This window comes from Paraburkholderia sp. Ac-20347, from assembly GCF_017104805.1.
GTDB classification, from domain to species: domain Bacteria; phylum Pseudomonadota; class Gammaproteobacteria; order Burkholderiales; family Burkholderiaceae; genus Paraburkholderia; species Paraburkholderia tropica.
The window spans coordinates 1-26,986 of sequence record NZ_JAAGPN010000024.1; the positions used below are offsets into that span (position 1 = coordinate 1).

Consider the following 26,986-nt stretch of genomic DNA (forward strand, 5'->3'; position numbering starts at 1 on the left):
CGGCGGTGACGAGCAGGGTGAGTTCGAGCGGCTCGGAGGCGGCGACTTCGCGCGGCGGCTGCAGCATGGCGATGCTGGCGTGCGCGGCCGGGGCGGCGGCGAGACACAGGGCGGCGATTGCCAGCGTCTGAATCGACATTGATGCGCGATGGGTCGCGTCAACCCGGCTGCGCCTGCGCGAGGCCGATACCGCGCGGATCGCACCGATGCGCGCCCGGGAAGGCAGTAAAGACGGCACAGAGGACACACAGGACAGAAGACGGAGAAAGCAAAGACTAAGGCGAGGCGCGGGAGTATCGAGGCTCATGCGTCGGGTCGTCCGGAGGCGGGCGGTGGTCGGAGGGGCGCGCGGGGCGGTGCATGCCGCCCTGAGGCTCGCGAGGCGCGAGCCCGGTCTGCTCGGGGTTTTTACCACGCGTCCCGCGCCGGTGCGCCGGACGTGCCCCAGCGATGACGCGGCGCAAGCCCGGCCCGCGTGGCGCCCGGGCGCGGCCCGCGTCGCGCGAATGTTGCACGGTCCGGTTTTTTCGGTAGACAGGGACGCATAAACGGCTAAAATTGCGCCCGATTTGCCATCGGTGGCCATCGGTCGCGCGCGGAGAATGCGTGTTCCGTTTGCGCGACATGCGGGCGTTCTTTTTTGGCGCCTGGCATGTTTGATGGTAGGTTCGGTAAATTCTGGGGAGCCGCGCGAGGCGCGGCGACATGCGAGGCAAAAACAAAGGGCGGGCGCGAGCCGCGCCGTGGCTGAGTGAATCGGAGAACGGGATGAAGAAACGGGTTTGGGCGCATCTGGGTGCGATCGCGTTGTGCGCGGCGCCGTGGGTGTCGTCGGTGGCGAAAGATACGCAACTGAACGTGTACAACTGGTCCGATTACATCGCCAAGGACACGATTCCGAACTTCCAGAAGCAAACCGGCATTCAGGTCAAGTACGACAACTACGATAGCGACGACACGCTCCAGGCCAAGCTTCTCGCGGGCAATTCGGGCTACGACATCGTTGTGCCGACCAGCAATTACGCGGGCAAGCAGATCGCCGCCGGCATTTTCTCGCCGATCGACAAGTCGAAGATCCCCAATCTCAAGTATCTCGATCCGCAGCTGATGGCGCTCGTCGCCGGCGCGGATCCGGGCAACAAGTTCGCGGTGCCCTGGGCGTATGGCACGACGGGTCTCGCCTACAACGTCACGAAGGCGCAGCAGATCCTCGGCAAGAACGTGCCGCTCGACAACTGGGATATCCTCTTCAAGCCCGAGAACATCTCGAAGCTGAAGGCGTGCGGCGTCTCGGTGCTCGACGCGCCGGACCAGATGTTCGCGGCCGCGCTGCACTACATCGGCAAGGATCCGCTCTCGACGAACCCGGACGACTATCGCGCCGCGCTGGCGATGATGAAGAAGATCCGTCCGTACATCACGCAGTTCAACTCGTCGGGCTATATCAACGACATGGTCGGCGGCGATGTCTGCTTCGCCTACGGCTGGTCGGGCGACGTCGTGATCGCCAAGCATCGCGCGATCGAGGCGAAGAAGCCGTACAAGATCGAGTACTACATCCCGAAGGGCGGCGCGCCGATCTGGTTCGACGTGATGACCATCCCGAAGGATGCGCAGCACAAGGAAGCCGCTTACGAGTGGATCAACTACATCGAGACGCCGCAGGTGCACGCGGCGATCACGAATACGGTGTTCTACCCGAGCGCGAATGCGGAAGCGCGCAAGTACGTGAACAAGGACATCGCCAACGACCCGGCCGTCTACCCGCCGCCCGAGGTCCTGAAGACCCTGTTCCTGCTCAAGCCGCTGCCGCCTGAGATCCAGCGTCTGCAGACGCGTCTGTGGACCGAATTCAAGTCGGGCCGCTGACGCGCCGCGCAGCAGACTGATCGTTTTACCCGAGCCCTCGGCACGACGCCGGGGGCTTTGTTCGTCAACCCCGTCCAGTAGTCAGGCAGAACCAGGCAGGGCAGAGAGAATCATGAGTGACCAGTCGAGCGCGCCGGCAACCGCCGGTGTGCTGCCTTCGGGCTTCGCCGCGGCCAACGGTGCCAATCCCGCCGCGGACAACTTCGTGCAAGTCGTCGATGTCGTCAAGAAGTTCGGCGACACCACGGCCGTCAAGGGCGTCAACCTGTCGGTCAAGAAGGGCGAGCTGTTCGCGCTGCTCGGCAGCTCGGGCTGCGGCAAGTCCACCTTGCTGCGCATGCTCGCCGGTCTGGAGACCGTCACGTCGGGCAAGATCCTGATCGACGGCGAAGACCTCGCCACGCTGCCGCCGTACCGCCGTCCGGTCAACATGATGTTCCAGTCGTATGCGCTCTTTCCGCATATGACCGTGGAATCGAATGTGGGCTTCGGGTTGCGCCAGGAAGGCGTCAAGAAGGGCGAGCTCAAGGATCGCGTGGCCAACGCGCTCGAACTCGTGCAGATGACGCGCTTCGCGAAGCGCAAGCCGCATCAGTTGTCGGGCGGTCAGCAGCAGCGCGTCGCGCTCGCGCGCTCGCTCGTCAAGCGTCCCAAGCTGCTGCTGCTCGACGAGCCGATGTCGGCGCTCGACAAGCAGATTCGCCAGCGCACGCAGATCGAGCTCGTCAATATTCTCGACAAGGTTGGCGTCACCTGCATCATGGTCACGCACGACCAGGAAGAAGCGATGACGATGGCGGGCCGCCTCGCGGTGATGAGCGAAGGCGAGATCGTCCAGCTCGGCACGCCCAACGAGGTCTACGAGTACCCGAACAGCCGTTTCTCGGCGGAATTCATCGGCTCGACCAATCTGTTCGACGGCAACGTCGTGGAAGACGAACCGGACCACGTGTTCGTCGAGTCCCCGGACCTGCCCGTGCGCCTTTACGTGAACCACGGCATCACCGGCCCGCTCGGCATGCCCGTGACGATCTCGGTGCGCCCCGAGCGCATCTCGCTCACGCGCAAGCCGCCCGAGGGCGTGTTCAACTGGGGCAAGGGCGTCGTCAAGAACATCGCCTACATGGGCGGCTACTCGCTGTATCACGTCAAGCTCGAATCGGGCAAGACGGTGATCGCGAACATGTCGAGCCTCGCGCTCTCCGAGATCGACTCGCCGACCTGGGAGGACGAAGTCTACGTGCGCTGGAGCGCCTCGGCCGGCGTGGTGCTGACGTCATGAGCGCGCCGACCTTCAAGGACGTGCTGCACTGGCCGGCGCGGCGCTTCAACCTGACGGGCCGCACCGCCGTGGTGGCGGGGCCGTTCTTCTGGTTGCTGCTGTTCTTCCTCGTGCCGTTCATTCTGGTGGTGAAGATCAGCTTCGCGGACCAGCAGCTCGGCATTCCGCCGTACACGGAACTCACGTCGTTCAGCGACGGCGTCTGGCACATCGCGCTCGACCTCTCGCATTACGCGTTTCTGTTCCAGGACAGCCTGTACTTCGCGACCTACGTGAATTCGGTGGTCGTGGCGGCCATTTCGACGCTGCTGTGTCTGCTGATCGGCTATCCGATGGCGTACTACATCGCGCGCTCGAATCCGGCCACGCGCAACATCCTCATGATGGCCGTGATGCTGCCGTTCTGGACGTCGTTCCTGATTCGCGTCTACGCGTGGATCGGCATCCTGAAGAACAACGGACTGCTGAACAATTTCCTGATGTCGGTCGGCATCATCCATTCGCCCATCGAGCTGTATCACACGAACACGGCGGTCTATATCGGCATGGTCTATTCGTACCTGCCGTTTCTCGTGATGCCGCTTTACGCGCACCTGGTGAAAATGGACCTCACGCTGCTCGAAGCCGCTTACGACCTCGGCGCGAAGCCGTGGCGCGCATTCCTCGAAATCACGCTGCCGCTCTCGAAGAACGGCATCATCGCGGGCTGCCTGCTGGTGTTCATTCCGGCGGTCGGCGAGTACGTGATTCCGGAACTGCTCGGCGGCGCGAACACGCTGATGATCGGCCGCGTCATGTGGAACGAGTTCTTCGATAACGCCGACTGGCCGATGGCGTCCGCCGTCACCTGCGCGATGGTGCTGCTGCTGCTCGTGCCGATGGCGCTGTTCCAGCACTTCCAGGCGAAGGAACTGGAGGGCCGCGGCAAATGAAACCGAATCGCGTCCTGCAATTCATCGCGCTCGGCCTCGGCTTCGCGTTCCTCTACATTCCGATCGTCAGCCTGATCGTCTATTCGTTCAACGAGTCGCAACTCGTGACGGTGTGGACGCATTTCTCGACGCGCTGGTATCAGGCGCTCGCGACCGACGACGAACTCATCAACGCCGCGTGGCTCTCGCTGCGCATCGCGCTGATGACGGCGTTCGCCTCGGTGATCATCGGCACGTGGGCGGGTTTCGTGCTCGCGCGCATGGGCCGTTTTCGCGGCTTCACGCTCTACACGGGCATGATCAACGCGCCGCTCGTGATCCCCGAAGTGATTCAGGGCATTTCGCTGCTGCTGCTGTTCGTCGAAATGGGCAAGCTGCTCGGCTGGCCTGCGGGCCGTGGCGTGTTCACGATCTGGATCGGTCACGTGATGCTCTGCATCTCCTACGTCGCGATCATCGTGCAGTCGCGCGTGCGCGAGCTGAATCCGTCGCTGGAAGAGGCCGCGCTCGACCTCGGCGCCACGCCGTTCAAGGTGTTCTTCCAGATCACGTTGCCGCTGATCTCGCAGGCGCTCGCGGCGGGCTGGCTGCTGTCGTTCACGCTGTCGATCGACGACCTCGTGCTCTCGGCGTTCCTCTCGGGCCCCGGCTCGACGACGCTGCCGCTCGTGGTGTTCTCGCGCGTGCGTCTGGGCCTGAATCCGGAAATGAACGCGCTCGCGACGCTGTTCATCGGCGTTGTGACGGTAGGTGTGATCGTCGGCAATTACTTCATGCAGCGCGCCGAACGTCGGCGCTCGGCGATGGCGGTCTGAGGTTTCGCTGCTTGTGCAGCGTCGCCAAAACAGACAAAACGGCGCGTGGACTTCGGTCTGCGCGCCGTTTTTCTTTTTGGACGAGCGCGCGTTTAAAGCCGATACCCCATTCGAAAACCGCCCCAATGCCGTCCGTTGACGAAGATCGGCGCCGATGCGTCCTTCATCATCGCGAACTGGCCGCCGCCCATATCGCGCCGATACGTCTGCAACAGAAACGGCTTCGTATGCGAGCCCGCCGCGAGCCCGGTGCGGTCGTTGAAAATGCGCCGGTTGCGGCAGTTCGCGGCGTTCCATACCGGATCCGCGCCCTGCGGATGCGAGAACTTGCGGTTGTGCGTGGGAATGTAGCCGAGCGGATCGATGGCGGCGCAGAAGGCCACGCGCTCGTCGAGTTGCAGCAGCGGTTCGAGTATCGGCGGCAGCACGCGGTCGGTGAACGCTGTGAAGCGCGTCATGTGCTGCTGCGGCTGCGTGTTCGGCACCGGCGCGTGGTGGCGGTCGAACAGATCGGCCTCGCTGATCTCGCCGCGCGCGACGGCCGCTTCGAAGAGCTTGCCGACCTGCGCCGCCGCGCGCTGCACGCTGTCGATGAAACGCGTGTCCTCGGTTTCCACGCCCGTCGCGGCCGACAGCTCGATGAGCGTCTCCGAGACCGAAAGCAGCTTGCCGAGCTGATCCTTGGCCTGCGCGAAATTGCGGCTCGAATCCTCGACGCCGTTGGCCATATCGCTGACCTGTGCTTCGAGACCGTCGCACTTCGCCTCGATCTCGCCGGTCAGTTTGGCGATGTCTCCGGCGTGGGCGTCGAGCAGGGTGATTGCGTCGCCGGTACTGTGCACGGCCTCGCCGATCGCCCGCGTGCCTTCGCGCACGCGATGCGCGCGTTCCGTGTTGGCCGCGCCTTCGACGATCAGGCGCTCGGTCTGCTGCGTGAGTTTCGCGAGCGTCTGCTCGATCTGGCCGGTGGCTTGCGCGGTCTTGGCGGACAGGTTCTTCACCTCGGCGGCGACCACCGCGAAGCTCTTGCCGGATTCCCCCGCGCGCGCGGCCTCGATGGCGGCGTTCAGCGCGAGCAACTGGGTTTGCCGCGCGATCAGCGAAATTTCCTCGGAAACCCGCGAGACGTGTTCGAGCGCCGCCTTGAGCGCGCCGATCTGGGTCTCGATGACGGTCACGCCCTCGACCAGCCCGTGAATGTCGCCGAGCGACGCCTCGATGGTCTGCTGCGAGGCCTGCACGTTGGCGGCGGTCCCGGCGCTGACTTCGCGCATCGCGCGCGCGGCGGTGGCGATCTGGTGATTGCCGGCGAGCGTGTGCGCGGCCGACTCGCGCAAGGCGTCGCAGACGTCCGCCTGATGCCCGACGCGGGCCGCCACGGCCTCGACGTTGCCGGACACGTCGCAGATTTCGATGCCAAGCCGGCCCGCGTGCGCGGCGATATCGCCGACGATCGAAGCCGATTTCCCCGGGCGGCGGCGGCCGCGCCAGGCCATGCGCAAAACTGTCATCGGAAGTCTCCTTGCTCTACGTATTCGCTGCGGCGATGCGTGTCGCGCCCGGTCGTCGCGCCACGCATGCATGACGCGTGCGCGATCGCCGGGATTTCAACTTGTTTACGGCAGCCCGGACGGCGACTTGAGCGGGCTTTCCGGACCAACTATGGGCCAACATCGGGCCAACTTCGGGCCTGGCTTCCAGGCCGCTTTCGCGTGCGGGTAGCGCGGGGCGCTATGATCGGGGCTTGCGGATCGCGATGGGCGCGCTCCGCAGTGGGAACATGATGATAGAAGCGATATTTGGACAACTGGCTCAGCTTTGGGAGTTGATCGTGATGGTGTGCCGTTTTCTCTGGGACCTGCTCAAGCTGCTGAGTGGGGCCGGATGACACGGCGCGCCGCGCACGACGCGACACACTGAGCGCACAACACACGACGAGGGGCGTTCATGACCGACGATTCCACCCGGCGTTTCACCGACCGGGTCGCCGACTACGTGAAGTACCGCCCGAGCTATCCGCGCGAAGTGGCGACGTTCGCGCACGTCGAATGCGGCGTCGCGCCAGGCGCGACGGTGGCCGACATCGGCGCGGGCACGGGTTTATCGTCGAAACTTTTTCTCGACGCGGGCCATCCGGTCGTCGCCGTCGAGCCGAATGCGGCGATGCGCGCGGCGGCGGACGCATTTCTGGCCGACTATCCGCGCCATCGCAGCGTGGCGGGCACGGCGGAAGCGAGCACGCTCGATACCGCGAGCGTCGATCTTGTGATTGCCGCGCAGGCGTTTCACTGGTTCGACAAGGCGGGCGCGCGGCGTGAATTCGCGCGCGTGCTCAAGCCGCGCGGCAAGATCCTGCTGTTCTGGAACAGCCGTCTGCTCAAGGGCTCGGCGTTTCTCGAAGGCTATGAGGCTTTGCTGCACGGGTATTGCTCCGACTACACCCAGGTCGCCGAAACCTATCCGTCCGACGATGCGATGGCCGACTGGTTCGGCGAGGGCTTCGAACAGAGAACGGTGTTTCCGAACGCACAACAGCTCGATTTCGACGCGCTGAAAGGGCGCTTGATGTCGTCCTCGTATGCGCCGAAGGCCGACGACGCCCGTCACGCGCCGATGCTTGCGGCGCTACGCACGCTGTTCGATGCCACGCAGCAGGGCGGCACGGTGGACTTCGCGTACGAAACGCGGGTCTACGCGGGCAAGCCGGTGCGCGTGTAGAGCGCGTGGCGCATATGATTCGGATGCCGAAATATACGCGCCATCAGCGACCGAACTCATAGTCGCTTTCGCGCACGCGCCGCGTCTGGTGACGAAACGCGAACGTGAAACCGGGCCACAGCGACGTGACCTTGCCGCTTTTCGTCTGATAGTAGCTATGGCAGCCCGACTTCCAGACCGTGCGCGCGAGCTGCGCCTGCAGCTTCGCGTTGAACGCGCGCTGCACGTCGGCACGAACGTTCATCGTGCGCGCGCGGCGGCGCTGCATCGCGCGAATGCAATCGGCGATATAGCGGATCTGCGACTCGATCATGTAGATCATCGAGTTGTGGCCGAGCCCCGTGTTCGGGCCGATCACGATGAAGAAGTTCGGAAAGCCCGCCACGCTCGCGCCCAGATACGCCTCGGGGCCGTCGCGCCGCCACGCTTCGCCGAGATCCGCGCCGTTGAGGCCCGTCACGCGAAACGGCGCATCCACGTCGTTGACCTGAAAACCCGTACCGCAGACGATTGCATCGACGCGATGATGCGTGCCGTCTTGCGTCACGACGCCATCGGCGACCACTTCGCGAATCGGCTCCGTCACGAGCGCCACGTTGGGCTGCGTGAGCGCGGGCAGATAGTCGCTCGATAGCAGCACACGCTTGCAGCCGAGCAGGTAATCGGGCGCGAGTTTCGCGCGCAGCGCCGCGTCCTTGACCTTGTGCGCGAGATAGTTGCGCGCGAATTTCATCGGCGCATTCAGCAGGCGCAAATCGACGATGAAGCCGAGCGCGCGCGATTCGAGCTGGCAATAAATGGCCGAGCGCGCGAGCCGCTGCGCGAGCGGCACGTGCCGGTAAATCCAGCGCCGGCGCGCGCTGATCGCGCGGTCGCGGCGCGGCATGATCCACGGCGGGGTGCGCTGGAACACCGTGAGTTGCGCGACGCGCGGCTGGATGCGCGGCACGAACTGGATCGCGCTCGCGCCCGTGCCGATCACGGCCACGCGTTTGCCTTCGAGCGCGTAGTCGTGATCCCAGCGCGCCGAGTGAAACAGCTTGCCTTCGAAGCGATCGAGCCCGTCGATCGCGGGCAGGGCGGGACGCGAGAGCGGTCCGTTGGCGGCGATCAGCAGATCGGCTTCCACGGTTTCGGTCACGCCGTCGCGTTCGATCTCGATCACCCAGACGGCGCGCGTCACATCGAAACGCGCGGCGCTCACCCGCGAGCGATAGACGACGAAGCGCTCGACGTCGTATTTGCGCGCGCAGCGTTCGAGATAGTCGAGGATCTCGCGTTGGGGCGCATAGGTGCGCGTCCAGTCCGGGTTCGGCTCGAACGAAAACGAGTAGAGATGCGAAGGCACATCGCAGGCCGCGCCGGGATAGGCGTTGTCGCGCCAGGTGCCGCCGAGGCTCGCGGCGGCTTCGTAAATCGTGAACGACTCGATGCCCATGCGGCGCAGCCGGATCGCCATGCCGATACCGGCAAAACCGCTGCCGACGATGACGATGCGCGGCGCAGTGGAGGAGGGTCCCGCAGGTGTGGCCATGGTCGTGTGCTTCTTCAAAGCGCGAGCGCGTGCTCGAAAAGGAAAGGCAGCGCCGATGCAAAACGGGCTCCGCGAGGGAGCCCGTCATCCAACACCGGCGGTGAATGCGCAGCGGCTGGGCGCCTAGCTGTTCCAGTCGTCGGAACCGCCGCTATCGTTGCTGCCCATGTCGACGCCGCCGCCCGAGCCGTCGTCCCAGTCGTTCGAGCCCTGACCGAAGTCGAGACCGCCGCCGTTGCCGCCGTCGCGCGGCACGCGGCGGCCGTCGTCGTCGACGAGCACGTCGCGTTCGATCACGCGGTCGCGGCCGTGGTTGAGCGCTTCGCCGAGCAGTACGCCCGTCAGCAGACCGCCCATGCCGCCCATTCCACCGCCGCCTTGCTGCACGATGACTTGCGGTTGCTGTTGCGGCGGATACTGCGGCGGATATTGCGGATTGTGACCAAAGGCGGCGTCGGCTTCACGCGCATACGCCGAGCCGCTGCCGTACGCGGCCGCCGGCGCGGCGGCCTGGGCGTTCGGATCGGAGCGGCCTTCGGCGCGCGCCTTGAGGCTTTCGAACTGGCGTTCCAGATCTTCGATCTCGTAGGGCGCGACGGGATTCGTGCTGCCCGAAAGCCGTTCGACCACGCTGCGAAGCTGCGTTTCGAAGGCTTCGAGATCCTTCTCCAGCACCTCGTGACCGGCCGCCGTCGAGAGCTTCACGTCGAGCTTGAGCGAACGCACGCCATTGAGCAGGTCGGTGGCGCGCTTGAGCTGGTCGCGGCGGTCGTCGCCGGCCTTGGCGTCGTCGTTCGATTTCGCGCGGCGCAGCGTCCAGCGCAGCACTAGCGCGATGCCGATCACGACGATCGCAATGCCGATCCACATGCCGATGCCAGGACCGTGCCTGACCGGCGCGGCAGCGGCCATGGCGGCGGCGGGCGCAACGGATTGCGATTGCTGCGCGAACGGATTGCTTGCGCGGTTGGTGGTGACGCCACCGGCGCGCGCGGCGTCGGAGCGGATTTTGGCTTCGACCTGCGCGAAGCGCTGCGGCTGCGTGAAGCGCACTTGCGGGTCGAGCTGCTTCGCCTGCTGGACCTGCGTGAGCGCATCGGCGTAACGGCCTTCGCGGTTGAGCACCTGCGCGTACAGATAGTGCGCGCGTGCGTTGTCCGGATGCGCCTGCAGAACCTCGGTGAGACCCGAGTCGGCGCGTTGCCAGTCGCCTTGCGACATCGCGGATTCGATCTGCTGGACGCTCGGCACGGCAAACGCCAGGCCGCTCACGAACGCAAGCGAAGCGAAAACAGCGACAAGAAACTTTTTCATGTTGCAGGCCGGGCGGCTTGTCGCCCGTCTCCATGACAGTGTTACGTGGATGCGGCGCGCGAAGACCGCCGCGCCGCATCCGTCACGCGCGGCGCGTTACTGCGCCGGCGTATTCAGCTGCTTTTTCAGGGCTTCGAGGCGGTCGTCCACCGACGGGCCCTTGTTCAGCGCGGCGAGCTTGTCGTCGAGCGCCTTGCCGCTCGACGTGTCCGCCGAATTCAGACGGGCGTCGGAGCGGGCGTTCGACAGGTTCACCTTGTCTTCGAGCTTCTGAAAGTCCTGCGCAAGATTCTTGCCGCCGATGCCGCCGAGCGCGGTGGCCGCGACGTCCTTGGCCTGGGCGATCTGCTGCTTCGCCTGCAGGATATTCGAGCGCGCGTTGAGGTCGTTGCGGCGCGAGCGCATGTCGTCGATCTGCTGCTTCAGCTGGTCGACCGACGGTTCGAGCTTGGCAAGTTCCGCCGCGAGCGCGTCGCGTTCGGCTTCAGCCGTGGACTGCGCGCCGAGCGCTTCGCGGGCAAGCGCTTCGTCGCCCGATTGCAGCGCGCGCTTCGCGCCGTCTTCGTACTTCTTCGCCTTGTCGGCGGCCACGTCGCGCTTGCTTTGCTGCATTGCGACCTGCGCCTGGATCTCGACGAGCGAGTTCTCGGCTTTCGCAATGCTGTCGTCGAGTTCGCGCACGATCTGGCGCGCGTCGCGCGACGGGTCCTGCACGGAGTCGGCGGCATCGTTCAAGAGACCCTTGACCGTGCGAGAGATGGAGTCGAAAAGCGACATGTAATTCTCCGGTGAAATGAGATCGGCCCTACGTTTGGCGGGCCGCGATGCGGCTTGCGGCACGTGCGCGCGCCTCGCGTTCAGCTTACGCCGCTTTGGGCGAGCCGCGCATGCAGCGCGCAAATCGGGACGAAAGCGCCGATTGCAATAGCGCGAACGATTCACGCCGACACAATTGACCTTTCTTCACGTCGAGCCGCGTTTCATGCGTGGCCCAGCGCGCATCGCTCGCGGATATTACACCACGGGGTCTCTTAAAAGGGACTTAAAGGCACGGCGCGCAGAGGGCGCGCGGCGCGTGCATCGGCCGTCGCGTTGGCGTTCAGATTGGCGCGGGCGGGCGCCTGCTCAGGCGAACTTGCCGCCCTCGGGCGCGGGGCCATGGCGATGCGTGTCTTCTTCGTCGCGGTCGTCGAGCGTGCGACGCGCGAACGGCGTGCCGCTGAGCGGCTGCAGCGGTTCGTTATCGGCGAAATGCAGGTCTTGCGGAAGTGCGGCGTGGCTCTCCTGCGCGGCGCTTTCGGCGGCGGATGCCGCGAGGCGCGCGACCGCCTGCGCCAATTCGTGCGTGGCGTCGTGTTCGAGATGGACTTCGTGTTCCGCGTGTGTTTCGTCGGATGTCTGCGCGTGTTCGAGCGGCGCGTCGGTTTCGTGCGGCGCGTTCGCTTCGTCGCCGGCAGCGGGCCGTATGCCGGCGCGTCCCGGCTTCAGCGGTTTCGCCGCCTTGCGCAAGACCTGCGCGAGCGCGTCGGGCTGGCGCGGCGCGTTCAGACGGTCGACGATGCTGGCCGCCTTCACCTGGTCGCTGGTCGCGCTGAAGGCGATCACCGCGCGCCGCATGAGCTCGCTGATGCTGATGCCGAGCTCGTCGGCAGTGGCGGAGATCGCGCGTTTCTGCGCGGGGGTGACGAAGACCACGATGCGTTCGCTGGGCTTGTTCATGATCGGCTCGCCGATGGATCGGCGTCGGGGTCGGCCTCGAATGACCTCGGGTCCGGCGCGGGTGGGGCGGCCGTTACAGCAGCGCGATGGCCGCCGCTCGCGCAGGGGCGTGCAGCAATCTCTCCATGATAAGACGAGACGCGCGATGCGCAACGCCAAGCTGCGCGCACGGCGCTTGCGCATCGCGCAATGATCTATTGCGGATTGGGGCGCGCAGCGTCGAATGCGCGCGCCGATCTCCCATCGCTTCGACACTTTCTCCGCAGAACGCGTCAGATGGCGCAAACTGCCGTCACTGCACGGCATTCACGGTGAATAAACAGGTCGGCATGGGCTTGTCCAGGAAACTCTTACAAAAAAAGCGCGACCGCCCCCGCCCGAATTATTTAGAATGCGCTGTTACATTTCGCGTCGATGCAGCGCACAAGGCTTCATGGGCGGGCGTCACGCGAAAGGGTGATGAAAGATTCACCTTGCGACGGCGCGCGGAATTCGCGCGCCACGTGGCCGGACGGGGGCGTTGCCGGCCGCGTTACGGTACCGCGCTCGGGGCGCGGCGCCGTCACATGCCGCATTGGCGCCATGACGCCATGATCGAGATCTACGCGCGCTTGCCGCGCAGCCGCGGCGCAAACGAACGCGCCAATCATTCCAGTCATGCCTATCATTAAACGACCGCCTTCACCGCAGTACCCGAACGACGATCGGGAACCCTCCTTCAACCGTGGACGCGAGCCACAGCGCCGCGACGACGCGCGCGACGAACGGCCCAAACGCCGCTCGATCGGTGCGTCGATCGCGCTCGGCTTCTTCGGCCTGTTCGCTACGCTGGCCGTGGTGGGCGCGCTGATCGTCGGCTACGCGCTCGTCGTGATGGGCCCGCAGTTGCCTTCGCTCGACGCGCTTACGAACTATCAGCCGAAGGTGCCGCTGCGCATCTACACGGCCGACCACGTGCTGATCGGCGAATTCGGCGAAGAGCGACGTCAGCTCGTGCGCTTCGACGACATCCCCGACGTGCAGAAGAAGGCCGTGCTCGCGATCGAGGACTATCGCTTCTACGAACACGGCGGCGTCGACTTCGTCGGCATTCTGCGCGCAGGCGTGGCCGATCTGATGCACGGCGGCGCGTCGCAGGGCGCGAGTACGATCACGATGCAGGTCGCGCGTAACTTCTTCCTCTCGAGCGAGAAGACCTACACGCGCAAGATCTATGAAATGCTGCTGGCGTACAAGATCGAACGCGCGCTCACGAAGGATCAGATCCTCGAGCTGTACATGAACCAGATTTATCTGGGTCAGCGCGCCTACGGTTTTTCGGCCGCCGCGCGCGTGTACTTCGGCAAGGATCTCAAGGACATCACGCTCGCCGAAGCGGCGATGCTCGCGGGTCTGCCGAAGGCGCCGTCCGCGTATAACCCGATCGTCAATCCGAAGCGCGCGAAGATCCGCCAGGCGTACATTCTCAAGCGCATGCTCGATCTCGGCTACGTGACCCAGGCGCAGTACGACGAGGCCATCAAGGAGCCGCTGCACACGCGCACCGCTGGCACCGAATACAGCGTGCACGCCGAGTACATCGCGGAAATGGTGCGCCAGATGATGTACGCGCAGTACAAGGACGAAACGTACACGCGCGGTCTCACGGTCACCACGACCATCGACAGCGCCGATCAGAACGCCGCCTACGCCGCCGTGCGCAAGGGCGTGATGGATTACGAGCGCCGTCATGGCTATCGTGGTCCGGAAGGTTTCGTGCAACTGCCGCCCGCCGGCGACGACCGCGACCAGGCCATCGACGACGCACTGACCGATCACCCCGACAACGGCGACCTCGTCTCCGCGGTCGTGATCGACGCCACGCCGAAATCGGTGACGGCGCAACTGCTCGACGGCACGCAGATCACGGTGACGGGCCAGGGCCTGCGCTTCGTGGCGGCGGGTCTGTCGCCGCGCGCGTCGAACGCGCTGCGCATCAAGTCCGGCTCGATCGTGCGTCTGATCGCCGACGAGAAGAACGACTGGCAGATCACGCAGTTGCCGCAGGTGGAAGGCGCGCTCGTCTCGCTCACGCCGCAGGACGGTGCGATCCGCGCGTTGATCGGCGGCTTCGACTTCAACAAGAACAAGTTCAACCACGTCACGCAGGCGTGGCGTCAGCCGGGTTCGAGCTTCAAGCCGTTCATCTATTCGGCGTCGCTCGAAAAGGGTCTTGGACCGGCGACCATCATCAACGATGCGCCGCTGTATTTCCCGCCGAGCTCGCCGGGCGGCGACGCGTGGGAACCGAAGGACGACGATCAACCCGACGGTCCGATGCCGATGCGCCTCGCGCTGCAGAAGTCGAAGAACCTCGTGTCGATCCGCATCCTGTCGTATATCGGCACGAAGTACGCGCAGGATTACGTGACGCAGCGTTTCGGCTTCGACGCGGACAAGACGCCGCCGTATCTGCCGATGGCGCTCGGCGCGGGTCTCGTCACGCCGCTGCAGTCGGCGGGTGCGTACTCGGTGTTCGCGAACGGCGGCTATCGCATCAATCCGTATCTGATCGCCGAAGTCGACGACGCACGCGGCCAGCCGATCTCGCGCGCGCAGCCGCTGGTGGCCGGCCAGAACGCGCCGCAGACGATCACGCCGCGTAACGCGTACATCATGAACAGCCTGCTGCATTCGGTGGCCACGGCGGGTACGGGTGCGGGCACCAACGTGCTGCATCGCGACGACCTGCAAGGCAAGACCGGCACGACCAACGACGCGCACGACGGCTGGTTCGCCGGCTATCAGCACACGCTGGTGGCGGTTGCGTGGATGGGTTACGACCAGCCGAAGAGCCTCGGCAGCCGCGAGTTCGGCGCGCAGCTCGCGCTGCCGATCTGGGTCGACTACATGAGCAAGGCGCTGCGCGGTATTCCGCAGGAAGAGCCGCCGATGCCGCAAGGTCTCACGACCATCGGCAGCGAGCTGTACTACTCGGATATGACGCCGGGTGCGGGCTTCGTCTCGGCGATCGGCATGGATGCGGGCGTGCCGGCCGGCGCGGCCAGCGACGCGAGCGGCGCAACGGGCAGCATGGGTCCGGGCGGCATGACGCCGCCGAGCGTCACCACGAGCGAGAAGCAGCAGATCATGGATCTGTTCGAGACGAACAAGCCGTAACGCTGCGGTATTCGCTCAGGTTCGCCCCTTCACCTCATTAACACGGCACGTCGGCAACGACGTGCCGTGTTTTGTTTTGTGCGGACAATTCTCTTTGGCAACAAGGGTTTGGGTGGGTTGCCCAGGGCTTGTCCACAGGGACTTCAACAAAAACTGGGGATAAGTGCGGCGTGACAGCGAAAAGTCCCACAAACGTCTATCTGGCCCGCCAGGCGCTTGCCGAGCGCGAACGCGAGGACGGCGAACTGCACCGGACGATACGCGAGCTGTTCGAGGCGTGGCACGTAGTTGCGCATGCCGACAGCACAGCGAAGCACGCGAACGCCGTGCGGCGCATCATGGAGCAGCACCTTCTTTCACGATGCGGCGAGAGTCAGGTTCGCGCGTTCAAGGGCGATCATCTACGTGGTTGTGTGCGCAACATGTTTGACGTGGACAAGTACGCAACGGGCCTCGCCTTCCACAGCTGCACCAGCACCATGTAGGCGACGTGCGTGATACCTGATGCGCTGGCGAAGAACGGTAAATCGCTCACGGTTCATCTGTCCGACTTCGCGCTGCGGTTGCTGCGCGAACTGCATGCGCTCACGGGCCGCACGCCGTTCGTGCTGCCTCACCCGAAGGATTCGAAGTGGCCTGTCACAACGTCTGTGCTGCAAAGCAGCGATCCTTTCACGGCAGAGTTTCGGGCGGTGGGGGAAAAAGAAGCATCGGCCATCCGATGAAACAGTCTCATCGCTGCTCCTGTGTGGTGGCCCCGGGTCATGGCATGACCTGCGCCGCACGGGCGCCACGCTTATGCAGGTTTGCGGTGTGGACGAGCGAATCGTGGAACGCTGGCTGAACTATGCGTACTCGACACGGGCAAACCGTGCGGGATTGAACCACGGGTTGCTCGCGACGTACCAGCAGTACGACTACTGCAGTGAAATGCGTGCGGGCTGGGACGCGCTGGGCGAGTATCTGGTGGCGCTCGGTCCAATGCCTTGGCCAATTGCTACACCTGGTGAGGTCGTGGTGGCTAACGACGACTACGAACCGGCGCGGATTGTTGCTCTGTAGTCGAAATAATGGGGAATTTAATTTTATTCGACATTTACTGAATTGATTTTGATATATTTATATTAAATAATATATCTGCGATGGCGAATTGAATTAAATTGTCAATTTTTGTAGTTGGTAATGCGAATAAAATTGTTGGAAGGCTTGTCCGCTTCCTGCGTGGCGCACAGGAGGCCGGACTGGTAAGTCGTTCGGGAAATATCTACGACATCCCCGTCTCGCTGGTCCAGGAGCGTGCGGGGCTGAACCCGCGTGACTACGACGACCCGGCCGTAGCAGCGCAGATCGAGCGGTTCGCCGCTGCCTTCCTCGCCGGACGCAACGTGCCCCCATCGAGGTCGAATGGGAGGCGCGGCGCGTGGATTTTAGGTCGGCCGGACGATGGGCTGCATGAATGCGCACATCGTACTTCTTTTCACGACTACAGATCAGGACTACAGATTTCTTGCCTGACGGAATCCTGCTTAAAATTCAGACTAGGACGATAGCTACATCTCCACCGTCGCGTCACGATGCTTAAATGGGGTGCGATGTGTTGCGCCCTTGTGGTCAATCGCGCTGTTGTCTGCCTTTGATGTTGACGAGCGTAGTCATGCTGCGTGTGGTGATCCATGTCACAAAAACAAGGAAAAAACATTGGCAGTACAAATTCGCAATGTACTGACGAGGGTTGCGCCGCACACTCTTTCACTCTTCATCTCGGCGTGTGGAGGTAGTGGCAGTGATAACGCAGCCTCCAATTCGGGCCTAAATCAGGCTGAGACCGCGGAGGTCACGGCCGCAGCCAGTGCAGCGGCTACGGAAAATGTTTCTCCGGAAATCGGGAGGCGCTTACGCGCAGTGCCGTTACCAGACCTCAAAGTCGCGTTCATTCGAATTTATTGCGAATGCAGCTGATGTTCTTCATAAATATATGTTGATCTGGTAAATGAATAATTCAAACCCTTCGGTCCGCGCGGCTCCTTACTCAGAGCTACCGCTCCAGTTGGTACTGGAAAGACGCAGTGCTGGCGATTGGGAAGCCGTGGAACGGTTGTGCCTTGCGGAATTTGCCCGGAACCCTGGTAATGCCGAGATCGCGTGGCAACTTGCCAATGCGCAATGGCGAAGCTACGACCCGGCTGCTGCTGAGGCAACCATGCGGGCCGCAGATGCAGCCAACCCCGGTAATGGCAATGTCGTGGCTGCAATAGCGCTATTTGTGGCGGAACAAGGTCGCTATGGCGCGGCACGACGACTATACGAACGTGCCCTTGCGCTCAGTCAGTCGGCCTTGAACGCCTCCGTTGATCTCGCCGAACTCGAATTGCGCAACGGCGCTTGGAAGCGCGGATGGTTTCTGTATGAAGCGAGACTTTCGCGACAAGACCGGTCGCCGAAAAGTACTGTCTCTATCATGGAAAGAATTGCACCGCGATGGAGCGGTCAACCACTCAGTGGTCGGACGCTGTTGGTTTATAGCGAACAGGGCAGCGGCGATGACATTCAGATGGTACGCCTTCTTCCGATGCTTGCAGGACGTGTGCTGGCTGAAGGTGGTCAAGTTGTGTTGGCTTGCAGAAAAGCGTTGTTCCCACTCTTTGCTCGCCACTTTTCACCCTGTGTATCAATCGAGAATGGAGATCTAGGCCGGTTCGGCAAGCCGAGCTATTGTTTGCCGATGATGAGCTTACCGTTTGCGCTCGGTTTGAAACCCGAACAGGTACACGGGATTCCATATCTGTCCGCAAATATGGAGCGCGCACAAATATGGCGCTCCCGCGTAGGAGGCGCTAGCCCCTACCCAGCTAATTTGCAGGTCGGTCTAGTATGGCGTGGCAATCCGGATCATCGGCGTGACTTCCAGCGCTCCATGCAACTTGGCGATATAGAGCAGCTTTTTGAAGTATCAGGCGTGACCTTTCATCCACTTACGCCCGGATGCACGTCTTTACCTGGAGCCGTGCCGCATTGCGATCTAACGCGTTTTTACAGCGACGGTTTCGACGATGTAGCTGCCCATATGGCCGCGCTTGATGCGGTAGTCTCAATCGACAGCGCGCCATTGCATCTCGGTGGAGCCCTTGGCGTACCAGTCTTTGGAATGCTGGATCACGTTTCTCAGTGGGCATGGGGCACGGGCGAGTCGCAGCGCTGGTATAGCAGCGTTACGATGTTCCGGCAGCCGAGGCCTGGTGATTGGCGACCAGTCGTCGAACGTGTCGCCGCTAAATTGCGAGATCTGGAATCGGACCGGGAAACCGAGAATGAGTAAATTGGCGGATTATGAAACCTTTGTAACGTACCGCCAATCCAGTATCGAGATGATTTTTCGAGGAGCCAATGGCAGTTGCGATGCGATCTTGCTGCAATGGGATCGTGCGGTCGAATTCAGGAGGAGTTTTACTGACGGGCCGCGCCCAGGAAGCAGAAAAGAAGATTGATGAGATCCTTGGCCACATGCTAAATGGTGCGCTCTACAACATTCCTGGACTTGTTCGCGATCAGGCAGAACATATCGAATGGTCCAGCACCGCCTCAGGCTCGCTGTGTACGTACGCAAGGTCGAGTGTTTACGCTTTGGCAAATGTAATTTTATCGACTTCTGCCGACCGGGGAGACGCCGCAGAGGCCGGGCACTAAGCGTCAATGCGCAGAGCTTGTGGACTGGGAGGTAGCCTCGCGGCAGTTCCGCGCAGTATGCGAGGCGTCAAGGTCGGTGGCCCCGCGGGTGACAGTCAAGCGCAGAAATTACAGGCTATCAATATCGAACTACGAGCGCTTGGTGCGGGAGGGCGGCTGCGACCCGGTAACGCTCCCGCTGCCTCCGACACATACTGCCGATTTCTATCTTGAGACGGGGGCTGGGACCGATAGCACGTTGCTCGCGGGATTTCTATCGTGCTCCATGAACAGTTGCCGTGGCTGCCCTCATTGACGTCAACAGCAAGATCTACAAGCTGTAGCCTTATCACCGCACGCGTCGTGGGGAACGCCCGCACCGTCCCCGAGCTGTACGCAACGCAATCGACTACTCACTTGCACGAGCCGTGGACTTGTCACATGTCCTGTCAGTTCTTGGTGCCAGTTGCTGCTAACTTTCCTTATCAGCACGACAAACGTCTAATAAGTGCATTCCCCTCGTGTGGGGAATGAGGTTTCTCCTCAGATCAATGCGTGGGGAAACGTGGGGGAATAGACGAACGGAAGTCTCGGGGGAAATTTATTCCCCGGATTCCGTCCGCAGAGCCTTGCGGGCAGGCCTGAGCGATGCCGGACCGATGTTATGCACAGCCTTGTGAACAAAAACTGGGGATAAGTTGGCGCGCCAGCCGCATGCGCGCTCTACCACGCAACGGACATTCACGTCCAGGTCGAGGCGCTATACACACCGCTAACGCAGCATCGATCGATCAATCGCGGCCAACGCAACGCGAGATCGCGCAAAGTTTCACTTTGCACGCGTACAGTAGTGCGAAAGGTGTAAGCCGCATGAAACATAGACGAATAACGCTCGCACGGTCTTCGAATTTGGGATAGGCAAACGAAGGCACGTGATACGTTCACGTCTGCGTTACCACACGCGTTGAAACTGCAGGAGCGGCGAATGTATGAATGATGGATTGACACAATGTGATTGCTGCGACTACTTCGCGCTGTCTGTAAAGGGAGAGTGGGAAATCTGTCCCGTTTGTTTTTGGGAAGATGACCGACTAGGCGAAGTGATCGAAGCGGATATCAAATCCGGCGCGAACCATGGTCTGACATTGCGCGATGCCCGAGCAAATTTCCTTCTCCTCGGTGCCTGTTGCAGAGAGATGCTGCCACACGTCCTGCCCGCCGAGGCACGTGAGCGCTTGCGTTATGCTCCCCGAAATCTCTAAGCGGAGTAAAAGACCCCAAGACCAACAGATGTTTGAATATTCAGGAGCGAACATGGCAAAGCAGGTCGCAGGGGACCTCATGACGCCGATTGAAGGACGGTATGAGTGCGTTGGCGGTATCGAATCACTTGTGCTTGATGACGTCAGATATTTATTCGGGTTCGATTTGGCGAGGTCATATCCAAGCGCGGCTTGTATTGCCGCATACACGCGTTGTCAAGGTCTGGCCTTCCCCCGTTCTCCCGGACACATCAGCTAAGCTGCGAGACACCTGGCCGCGGGGGAACTCGCAGCGGCGACACGGCTCACCTGAATTCAGAAATTCCGTAGAGACTGCACCGGCATCGGCTGTCAGTCTGTTCGCTCTATTCGACGGAGACAGACAATGAAGCGATTCACGAGCTTGACCGTCCTGCTGCTTGCCACAGCCCCCGCCTTTGCTTCGACCTGCACCGAAGATCTGCTGGTCAACCGCGACGAAGGAAACCAGCGCTTCACCATGCAGTCGGGAGCGGTCTACGAAGTGCTCGCCGGTTATGAGACGAAGGACATGCGCTGGATGACGCCACAGGCTGTGACCACGTGCCTGCTTGCGGCAGGCGTTTCACAGCGCAACACGCCTGAGTACGAAATCATCAACAAGTACGATAACGAGTCGATGAGAGCGGCATTGCGCCGCGCGCCGAATCCGAGCTGATCACCAGCGCGTCTCCGGGGCGCGCAGCGCGGGCGACAGTTTTATCGGGTTACGTATTTCTGCTTCATCGAGCTACAGGCGATTAACTAGGGGAGCCGTTAAGCGCCGCCTTGATGTTCAGTACCGACGCTCCCTGCGCCGCGAGTCCGGCACGCGTACCCTTCAACGGCGTGCCGGTACGGACCATGAGCTTGACCAGCGCATCGACAGACGGCCCCTTGCCGAACTTCTGGCGAAGGACAGCGAATGCCCCGGCCACCTGAGGAGCCGCGAACGATGTGCCCCAAACGTAGAAGGAGCCAGAGTCCGCCCAGGGGGCAAGTACGAGATCACCACTCTTGAAGTCACCCGTTCCTACGGGAGCAAACAGGCTGACTCGCTGAGAGATGTTCGTGTAGTTGGTTGGCGTCGCAGGCGTCACGATGCTTGCCGCTCCTACGGGAATGACGTTGCTGCCGCAGTTCCATGTGCCGGTTCCGTTCACCGCATCGTTGCCAGCCGCCATCACCACGGCAACGCCCTTTTTCTTGAGCACGGCTGCCGCTGCGTCGATTCTGTCGCCGCCGCCGCCCGTCGCGCACGGCGACGTGCCTGCTATCGAGCTGCCGTTGGCGGAAATACTGACGGCGACAATTTTCGACCCGACATCCCCACGGAGCAGCAGCACCCTGTTGACGTAATCGAGCGCGTCCACGACTGAATTGATCGGCCACCCCTGCGAAACATTGGTACCCCTCCCGCCACCAACCTTGAGCGTGATGACATTCGCCCCCGGTGCCACGCCCGCATAAGTCATCTTGTAACCCCCATCCCACCGTAAGGTAGGCTGACCGACGACGATTCCCGCCGTGGCGGAGCCGTGGAAGTAATGACAATACTGCGGCTTTGACGGATTGTTCGTGTCGCGGCAGGTGTTGTTGGGCGCGTCCATAGGCTTCGATGACCCACTCAGCGAACTAAAAAAATAGCCCGCCGACGGGTTGCCAGGCAAGGGGCGGGGTATCCAGGCCGTAGTGTTGCAAAGGCTCGGAAACGTCGCGTTGAGCGCCTCACCAAAGCAGGCTTCGACAGGAATCTTGCTCTTGCCCTTCGCATCCTTGAATACCGGATTGCGGGTGTCGAATGCTCCGTCGATGACGACGACGATATACCCCGTTCCGTCGTATGTCTTGCCGCTGCTGGCCTTGTACGTGCCATCCAGCGAACCGCCGAGGTTATAGGGGATGGTCGCCGTCGAGGGCCATCCAGACGGATAGGCGAGCGCTCCGGTACTCGACATCATGACTGCGACCAGCAGGCAGGCGGACTTCACTGCACTTAATCTGTCGTCGTGCGGAGAATTCACGGGAATTTGCATGACTTTCCTGATTTATTTTTCGATGTTTGAGAGAGGGCGGCACGGAACGTACCGGCGTCAAGCGTAGGAGGGGAAGGGACGTCTTCACCATGAGAAATATCTGAAATCGAGGTAGAGATAACCGTATGCGCAATGATTCAGTGACCAGGCATCCTATGTATCTACACTGGCGCGCAGAGCGCTCCTATACTCAGTTTTCCAACCGAAAATTTCCCGTTACCAATGAAACCGCATTTTCAAACCCTGCGCTGTGGTGCATTTACCATTCTGGCGGCCGTGTTCCTCAGTGGCTGCGGCGATGGTGACGGCGGTCCAACCGCCGTCACCACCAGCGTTTCCACACAGGCTGCTTCACCAGTTGAGCATGCTGAACCCGACATCAGCGCAAAGAGCGAAAACCGATCTGCTGAGACAGTCGGCGCGAAAGACACCGACGGCGAATCGGCAAACACCTCGGAACCATCCAGCTCGCCCATCGAGCACAACTATGGCAGGGTCACTGCGGACGACGGCGTGCACGCAGAACCGTGACGGTCAGACCAACCGCCGCTTGCTCACCCGCACCCGCGAGCTGTCGATCGCTTCTTCTTCCGGTACCACGTGGGCGACGTGCAGGCACAGATACCGGAACGCCTCGCATAGGTGGCTCGTTGGCCCTTGCACTGGCTCGTTCGCATTGCCAGTCCCGTGATCGTCGTCGCGCACAGCGTGCGGTGGAAATAGCTACGCCCAGCCCGTCGACGAGCATGGCGCATTTAGGATGAATCACGCACCCGTGGCGCCTGTTCAGCACGCGCGCAACGGCCGCCTTGCGCAGCCCGAAGCAGTTGGTCGCTGCGGGGATCGCACGGATCTGGTAATGCAGCGTGGCGAGCGAGTTCGCGTAGTAGTCGGGCAGCAGGTCCGGCAGATTCTCGGCCTCGAGGTTCAGACAGTAGCGCGGCGGTGCGCCTTCGGCCTCCACGGCCCGCTCGCTCTCGCAGATCACCGCTGCGGGCTGAAGGAACAGCTCCTGCGTCGGGGTGAAGATGCGCCCGACCAGCAGCTCGATCGCGCGCATCGGCTTGCCCTCGACAAACTTCCTGTAGACCCAGTGCGCTCCCCACGAAAATATTGAGACGTGAGCCAGCAGGGCAGCTCGATAATGAGTTTCCTCATCTCAAGGAGTATCGCAATGGACATCCGTTCGTTCGAGTTGCACAAACTGGCGCGCGTTGTTTTGAGCGAGTTAGACGCAAGGCGTCGGCTTGACGCCAAGAAAAATGGCGTTAGCTCTGAGGCAAGCCGCAATTTGCGCAATCCTGCTGTTTGCCTTTACGCCGTGGAGATCTCCAATCGAACAGGTCTCCATCCTTTGAACGAGTCGGACTACGTAAAGCTCCAGGAGCACCTAGAGTCAAAGCACAGTGTCAGAGTCACGACGATCCCGATTGTTAGTGATGGCTCAAATATAATTGCTGGCTTGATAGTTGAAAGCATCGCGCCGAGCATTCCGCCGCAATTTCACTCGCTGACACACCTGCAACGCGCGAATCGGGACGATCTGTCCGCAGCACCATGACAAGCCATCAGGGAAGATCCGCGTGTTGACACCTCCCGTGATCGACAGCACGACGCAAGCCTCATCCTCCCCGTCACGTGCTACATCCCGCGTTTGCCCTGGGCGATGTTGAAGATCACGCGCACGCCGCCCTCGACGTTGTCTTTCTTCGTAGCGGGATTGAGCAGGGTATAGCGCGCCAGAGACTCGAAGATGCGACGGCAGCAACGCTGCATCGTTCTTTGTTTCCTTGGCCAGCCCGTACACATCGGGCAACAGATCCTCGGCCAGCGCGCGCGAGCGCAACAAGAAACCCGCCGCGGCCCCGTGTTCCCTCAACTGGCAGCGCGCATCGCGCAGCGCCGCCGGAAAAAGCGGGCGTGCGAAGTTGCTCCCCGAAATGTTCGAGCGATACACCGTAGATGTCGAGAGTCTCGCGCATGGGTGCCACGCGCAGCACCCGATCGAAGGCGAGGGCGCCCCACTGCGCTTTGTCAAAGACGACCGGCGCAAGTTCGCCATCAGGCTCATCCACGGCGCTCTCCCTTCAGCTCGTTGAGAAACAGGCGCAACGCGACATGCACGATCTGCTGCATGGGCCGGTGCGTCGCGCGCGAGATCGCAAGCATCTCGTTCAGCAGTTCCCGCGGCAGCTACTGGCGGTAGGAAGTATTGCGGTATCGGCCGGCCATCGGGTTTCCCTGTCGTCCTGGCGTGCGCTACAAGTGACTTGTTCCGCACGCTCAGAGATCGAGCACATCGGCGCTCAACAGCCTCGCGCGGATCAGCTTGTGATGCGCACAGGCCAGCAGATCCGTGGCACTCGCAGGCGGGGCTCCGTGGGTAAGCTCTGGAGATCGAATCTAACTCGCTGATCCGCATCGCGTTTTTCGCTTGCGTGCAGCGCGAGGCAGATTGCGGCTCAAAACACGCTGTCGTATCGCAGACCGAATGTTTGGCTATGCGACGTACGCGAGAACATCAAGCCCCAGTGTGTGAGCCACGCGCCCGTGAGCGCACCGAGCGCGTCCGCGAACAGGTCCTTGTACGAGAAGCCGTCGGTGCGGCAGGTGCCGTCGAACGTCTCTTTCAGCAAGCCCGGCACCGTCCCGATCAATGTGCCGTAGATCACCGGATGTCCGCTATCGCGCGCGAGCCAGCCGCCGATTGCGCCGAACGGCGCGGACAGGCCGAAGTGTTCGAGCTTGTCGGTGCCGGTCCAGCTGTCGTGATTCTGGAAGCGAAAGCCGCCGCGCGAGCCGGCGCAATCGATGCTCGCATACGCCGCCTGACTGACGGCGATCAGCAGGGCCAGCGAGATCGTGTATCGGAAGAAGGCAGTCATGGTCGTCATGCTCGAGGTTGTGGTCCGCGGGCGCGGCCATGCATGCCATCCGACGATGCACGGCCCACGCCACTAAACGCTCCGATCAATGGTTATTTTCATCAGGATGACTAACAAATTATTCTGCGATGACCTGATGTGCCGGGGAGTGTAGCAGCCCCATCCCAAAAAAAGTCTTGCGATTTTTCTGTCAGAAAAACGTGAAAAGCGCCTGTTTCAGGCGCTTTTCAACGAATCATGCAAAACGATCGGGATGTATCAGTCGCTGGCCGAAGAGGACGAAGCAGCGACATCGGCGGCCGCTTTCGGAGAAGAAACGGGATTGTCCGACGGCGGGGTGCCCATCGCCTGGAACAGTGCCGCTGTGTCGGACAGACGCGCGCCGCGATAGCGGATCTCGTCGAGACGCGCATTGCGCCATTGCTGCTCGCTTTGGCGCACGGCGTAGTAGGGTAGCGCGCCGAGCTTGTATCGCGCGTTGGTGTCGTCGTAGACGCCTTGCGCGGCCTGCGCCGAGGTGCTCGCCGCGTCGAGCGCCTGCGCGTCGTGCTCCAGCGAGGCGAGCCGGTCGGCGACATCCTGGAACGCCGCCAGCACGGTCTGCCGGTACGACGCGTTGGCCGCGTCATAGGTCTGCAGCGCCGCGCGCCGCTGCGCGACCAGCGCGCCGCCGTGGAAGATCGGCTGCGTGAGCGAGGCGCCGATCGCCCACAGCGCGCCCGCGCCCGACGTGACCACCGGCCAGCTGAAGCCCGCCTGGCCGAGGCCCGCCGACAGCGTGATGCTCGGGAACATCTGCGCCGTCGCCGCGCCCACGTCGGCGGAAGCGGCGATCAGCGCCGCGCTCGCGGCCTCGATGTCGGGACGCGTCTTGAGCAGCTCCGACGGCACCACGACCGGCACCTGCTGCGGCAGATGCAGGCTCGCGAGATCGAGATCGGGCGGCGCATTGTCGGGCGTGCGGCCGAGCAGCACGGCGAGCGCGTGGCGCATCGCCGTCCATTGCTGACGCAGCCCCGGCAGGTTGGCCGCAAGCGACGCCGCGCTCTGCTGCGCATTCAGCAAATCGGTGTGCGACACGGCGCCGAGCGCATAGCGTTTCTGCATTTCGTCGGCTTGCGCGTTGGCGAGCGCGATCAACTGCACGGTCGTGTCGATCTGCGCATGCAGCGTGGCCGCGCCCAACGCACTCGCGACGATGTTGGCCGCGAGCGCGCGTCGCGCCGATTCGAACTGGAACACCTGCATGTTCACGCGCGAGGCGAGCGCCGCGTTGTTCAGGCGCGTCGCGCCGAACAGGTCGAACGAGTAGCGCACCTCGACGAGGCCCGCGAACACGTCGTACTGAAGCTTGTCGATGCCGAGTTGCGGAATGCCGGGCGCGCGCTGGCGTTGCGCAGTGCCGAGCGCATCGACGGTCGGCAGCATCGAACTGCCGATCTGGCCGCGCAACTGCTCCTTCGCGGCTTGCAGGCTGTGATCGGCCGCGGTGAGGTTCGGGCTGTTCGCGAGGCCTTCCTCGACGAGCGCATCGAGCTGCGGCGAATCGTAGAGCGTCCACCATTGCGGCACCGGCTGGGCGCCCACATCGAACTGCTGCGCGACGCCTTGCGCGGCGACCGTCTGTGCCGGTTGCGGCTCGGCGCCGTAATGCGCGGGCTGTGGCATCGCGGGCGGCTTGCCGTCCGGTCCCCAGGAACAGGCGCTCGCGAGCAGCGCGGCCAGCGCCGCCGCGCTCATGCGCAGGCGCGAGGCAGCGGCCTTGCGCCGGACCGCGCGT

General features: G+C 62.7%; 26 protein-coding genes. 16 read left to right on the top strand and 10 right to left on the bottom strand.

Annotated elements, in window-relative coordinates; genetic code table 11:
• Positions 1-768: 768 nt before the first annotated feature.
• The 4 genes from G3N97_RS07160 to G3N97_RS07175 all read left to right on the top strand — a co-directional run bounded on the left by G3N97_RS07160 (position 769) and on the right by G3N97_RS07175 (position 4,898).
• Positions 769-1,869, top strand: coding sequence for a polyamine ABC transporter substrate-binding protein (locus G3N97_RS07160; protein ID WP_065059395.1), 1,101 nt, complete (start codon positions 769-771; stop codon positions 1,867-1,869).
• A 112-nt stretch (positions 1,870-1,981) separates the two neighbouring features.
• On the top strand, positions 1,982-3,151 hold the full coding sequence (gene potA, locus G3N97_RS07165; RefSeq protein WP_205992603.1) for a polyamine ABC transporter ATP-binding protein: 1,170 nt from the start codon (positions 1,982-1,984) through the stop codon (positions 3,149-3,151).
• Complete coding sequence (locus G3N97_RS07170) at positions 3,148-4,083, top strand: ABC transporter permease subunit (protein ID WP_065059397.1); 936 nt, start codon at positions 3,148-3,150, stop codon at positions 4,081-4,083. Before potA ends, G3N97_RS07170 begins: the two co-directional genes overlap by 4 nt.
• Complete coding sequence (locus tag G3N97_RS07175) at positions 4,080-4,898, top strand: ABC transporter permease subunit (protein ID WP_065059398.1); 819 nt, start codon at positions 4,080-4,082, stop codon at positions 4,896-4,898. Before G3N97_RS07170 ends, G3N97_RS07175 begins: the two co-directional genes overlap by 4 nt.
• 92 nt (positions 4,899-4,990) lie before the next feature.
• On the opposite strand, the gene G3N97_RS07180 is transcribed toward G3N97_RS07175, so the two are convergent.
• The gene (locus tag G3N97_RS07180; RefSeq protein WP_241030445.1) at positions 4,991-6,409 is read right to left on the bottom strand and encodes a methyl-accepting chemotaxis protein; all 1,419 of its coding nucleotides are present in this window, start codon (positions 6,407-6,409) and stop codon (positions 4,991-4,993) included.
• A gap of 436 nt (positions 6,410-6,845) precedes the next feature.
• On the opposite strand from G3N97_RS07180, the gene G3N97_RS07185 reads away from it, so the two are divergent.
• Positions 6,846-7,616, top strand: a complete 771-nt coding sequence (locus G3N97_RS07185; RefSeq protein ID WP_205992604.1) for a class I SAM-dependent methyltransferase — start codon at positions 6,846-6,848, stop codon at positions 7,614-7,616.
• Between the two features lie 43 nt (positions 7,617-7,659).
• On the opposite strand, the gene G3N97_RS07190 is transcribed toward G3N97_RS07185, so the two are convergent.
• The 4 genes from G3N97_RS07190 to G3N97_RS07205 form a co-directional block, all read right to left on the bottom strand.
• Positions 7,660-9,150: an NAD(P)/FAD-dependent oxidoreductase gene (locus G3N97_RS07190; protein WP_205992605.1), complete on the bottom strand. Its 1,491-nt coding sequence runs from the start codon at positions 9,148-9,150 to the stop codon at positions 7,660-7,662.
• 123 nt (positions 9,151-9,273) lie between these two features.
• Positions 9,274-10,464, bottom strand: a complete 1,191-nt coding sequence (locus G3N97_RS07195) for a tetratricopeptide repeat protein (RefSeq protein ID WP_205992606.1) — start codon at positions 10,462-10,464, stop codon at positions 9,274-9,276.
• A gap of 96 nt (positions 10,465-10,560) precedes the next feature.
• Positions 10,561-11,241, bottom strand: a complete 681-nt coding sequence (locus tag G3N97_RS07200; protein ID WP_065059403.1) for a PspA/IM30 family protein — start codon at positions 11,239-11,241, stop codon at positions 10,561-10,563.
• 348 nt (positions 11,242-11,589) lie between these two features.
• Positions 11,590-12,183 carry a hypothetical protein gene (locus G3N97_RS07205; protein WP_205992607.1) on the bottom strand — a complete coding sequence of 198 codons (594 nt, stop codon included), beginning with the start codon at positions 12,181-12,183 and terminating at the stop codon, positions 11,590-11,592.
• A gap of 311 nt (positions 12,184-12,494) precedes the next feature.
• Between G3N97_RS07205 and G3N97_RS07210 the strand changes: the two genes are divergently transcribed.
• From G3N97_RS07210 to G3N97_RS07250, 9 genes are all read left to right on the top strand, one after another.
• Positions 12,495-12,854: a hypothetical protein gene (locus G3N97_RS07210; RefSeq protein WP_205992608.1), complete on the top strand. Its 360-nt coding sequence runs from the start codon at positions 12,495-12,497 to the stop codon at positions 12,852-12,854.
• Positions 12,841-15,342, top strand: coding sequence for a penicillin-binding protein 1A (locus tag G3N97_RS07215; RefSeq protein ID WP_205992609.1), 2,502 nt, complete (start codon positions 12,841-12,843; stop codon positions 15,340-15,342). Before G3N97_RS07210 ends, G3N97_RS07215 begins: the two co-directional genes overlap by 14 nt.
• A 170-nt stretch (positions 15,343-15,512) precedes the next feature.
• Positions 15,513-15,827, top strand: coding sequence for a hypothetical protein (locus tag G3N97_RS07220; protein WP_205992610.1), 315 nt, complete (start codon positions 15,513-15,515; stop codon positions 15,825-15,827).
• A gap of 9 nt (positions 15,828-15,836) precedes the next feature.
• The gene (locus tag G3N97_RS07225; protein ID WP_205992611.1) at positions 15,837-16,067 is read left to right on the top strand and encodes a hypothetical protein; all 231 of its coding nucleotides are present in this window, start codon (positions 15,837-15,839) and stop codon (positions 16,065-16,067) included.
• A 103-nt stretch (positions 16,068-16,170) separates the two neighbouring features.
• Positions 16,171-16,404 (top strand): hypothetical protein, encoded by a 234-nt coding sequence (locus tag G3N97_RS07230; protein WP_205992612.1) that lies wholly within the window; start codon positions 16,171-16,173, stop codon positions 16,402-16,404.
• A 928-nt stretch (positions 16,405-17,332) separates the two neighbouring features.
• On the top strand, positions 17,333-18,658 hold the full coding sequence (locus tag G3N97_RS07235) for a hypothetical protein (protein WP_205992613.1): 1,326 nt from the start codon (positions 17,333-17,335) through the stop codon (positions 18,656-18,658).
• Complete coding sequence (locus G3N97_RS07240) at positions 18,651-18,827, top strand: hypothetical protein (protein WP_205992614.1); 177 nt, start codon at positions 18,651-18,653, stop codon at positions 18,825-18,827. The genes G3N97_RS07235 and G3N97_RS07240 overlap by 8 nt, the downstream gene beginning before the upstream one ends.
• A gap of 1,167 nt (positions 18,828-19,994) precedes the next feature.
• Positions 19,995-20,267: a CPCC family cysteine-rich protein gene (locus G3N97_RS07245; protein ID WP_205992615.1), complete on the top strand. Its 273-nt coding sequence runs from the start codon at positions 19,995-19,997 to the stop codon at positions 20,265-20,267.
• A 385-nt stretch (positions 20,268-20,652) separates the two neighbouring features.
• Positions 20,653-20,964, top strand: coding sequence for a hypothetical protein (locus G3N97_RS07250; protein ID WP_205992616.1), 312 nt, complete (start codon positions 20,653-20,655; stop codon positions 20,962-20,964).
• A gap of 82 nt (positions 20,965-21,046) precedes the next feature.
• Here the strand turns inward: G3N97_RS07250 and G3N97_RS07255 are convergent, their stop codons facing one another.
• A complete protein-coding gene (locus G3N97_RS07255; RefSeq protein ID WP_205992617.1) occupies positions 21,047-22,321 on the bottom strand; it encodes a S8 family serine peptidase in 1,275 nt (424 codons plus the stop codon).
• A 222-nt stretch (positions 22,322-22,543) separates the two neighbouring features.
• On the opposite strand from G3N97_RS07255, the gene G3N97_RS07260 reads away from it, so the two are divergent.
• On the top strand, positions 22,544-22,852 hold the full coding sequence (locus G3N97_RS07260) for a hypothetical protein (RefSeq protein WP_205992618.1): 309 nt from the start codon (positions 22,544-22,546) through the stop codon (positions 22,850-22,852).
• Here the strand turns inward: G3N97_RS07260 and G3N97_RS07265 are convergent.
• Positions 22,818-23,381 (bottom strand): hypothetical protein, encoded by a 564-nt coding sequence (locus G3N97_RS07265; RefSeq protein WP_205992619.1) that lies wholly within the window; start codon positions 23,379-23,381, stop codon positions 22,818-22,820. The genes G3N97_RS07260 and G3N97_RS07265 overlap by 35 nt on opposite strands.
• Positions 23,382-23,495: 114 nt before the next feature.
• Here G3N97_RS07265 and G3N97_RS07270 point away from each other — a divergent pair, with 114 nt between their 5' ends.
• Positions 23,496-23,882: a hypothetical protein gene (locus G3N97_RS07270; protein WP_205992620.1), complete on the top strand. Its 387-nt coding sequence runs from the start codon at positions 23,496-23,498 to the stop codon at positions 23,880-23,882.
• Between the two features lie 80 nt (positions 23,883-23,962).
• Here G3N97_RS07270 and G3N97_RS39935 read toward each other — a convergent pair whose 3' ends face one another.
• The 3 genes from G3N97_RS39935 to G3N97_RS07280 form a co-directional block, all read right to left on the bottom strand.
• Positions 23,963-24,097, bottom strand: coding sequence for a hypothetical protein (locus tag G3N97_RS39935; protein WP_277397724.1), 135 nt, complete (start codon positions 24,095-24,097; stop codon positions 23,963-23,965).
• Positions 24,098-24,783: 686 nt separating this feature from the next.
• The gene (locus G3N97_RS07275) at positions 24,784-25,206 is read right to left on the bottom strand and encodes a hypothetical protein (protein WP_205992621.1); all 423 of its coding nucleotides are present in this window, start codon (positions 25,204-25,206) and stop codon (positions 24,784-24,786) included.
• 258 nt (positions 25,207-25,464) lie between these two features.
• Positions 25,465-26,946 carry an efflux transporter outer membrane subunit gene (locus G3N97_RS07280; protein ID WP_241030446.1) on the bottom strand — a complete coding sequence of 494 codons (1,482 nt, stop codon included), beginning with the start codon at positions 26,944-26,946 and terminating at the stop codon, positions 25,465-25,467.
• Positions 26,947-26,986 lie beyond the last annotated feature (40 nt).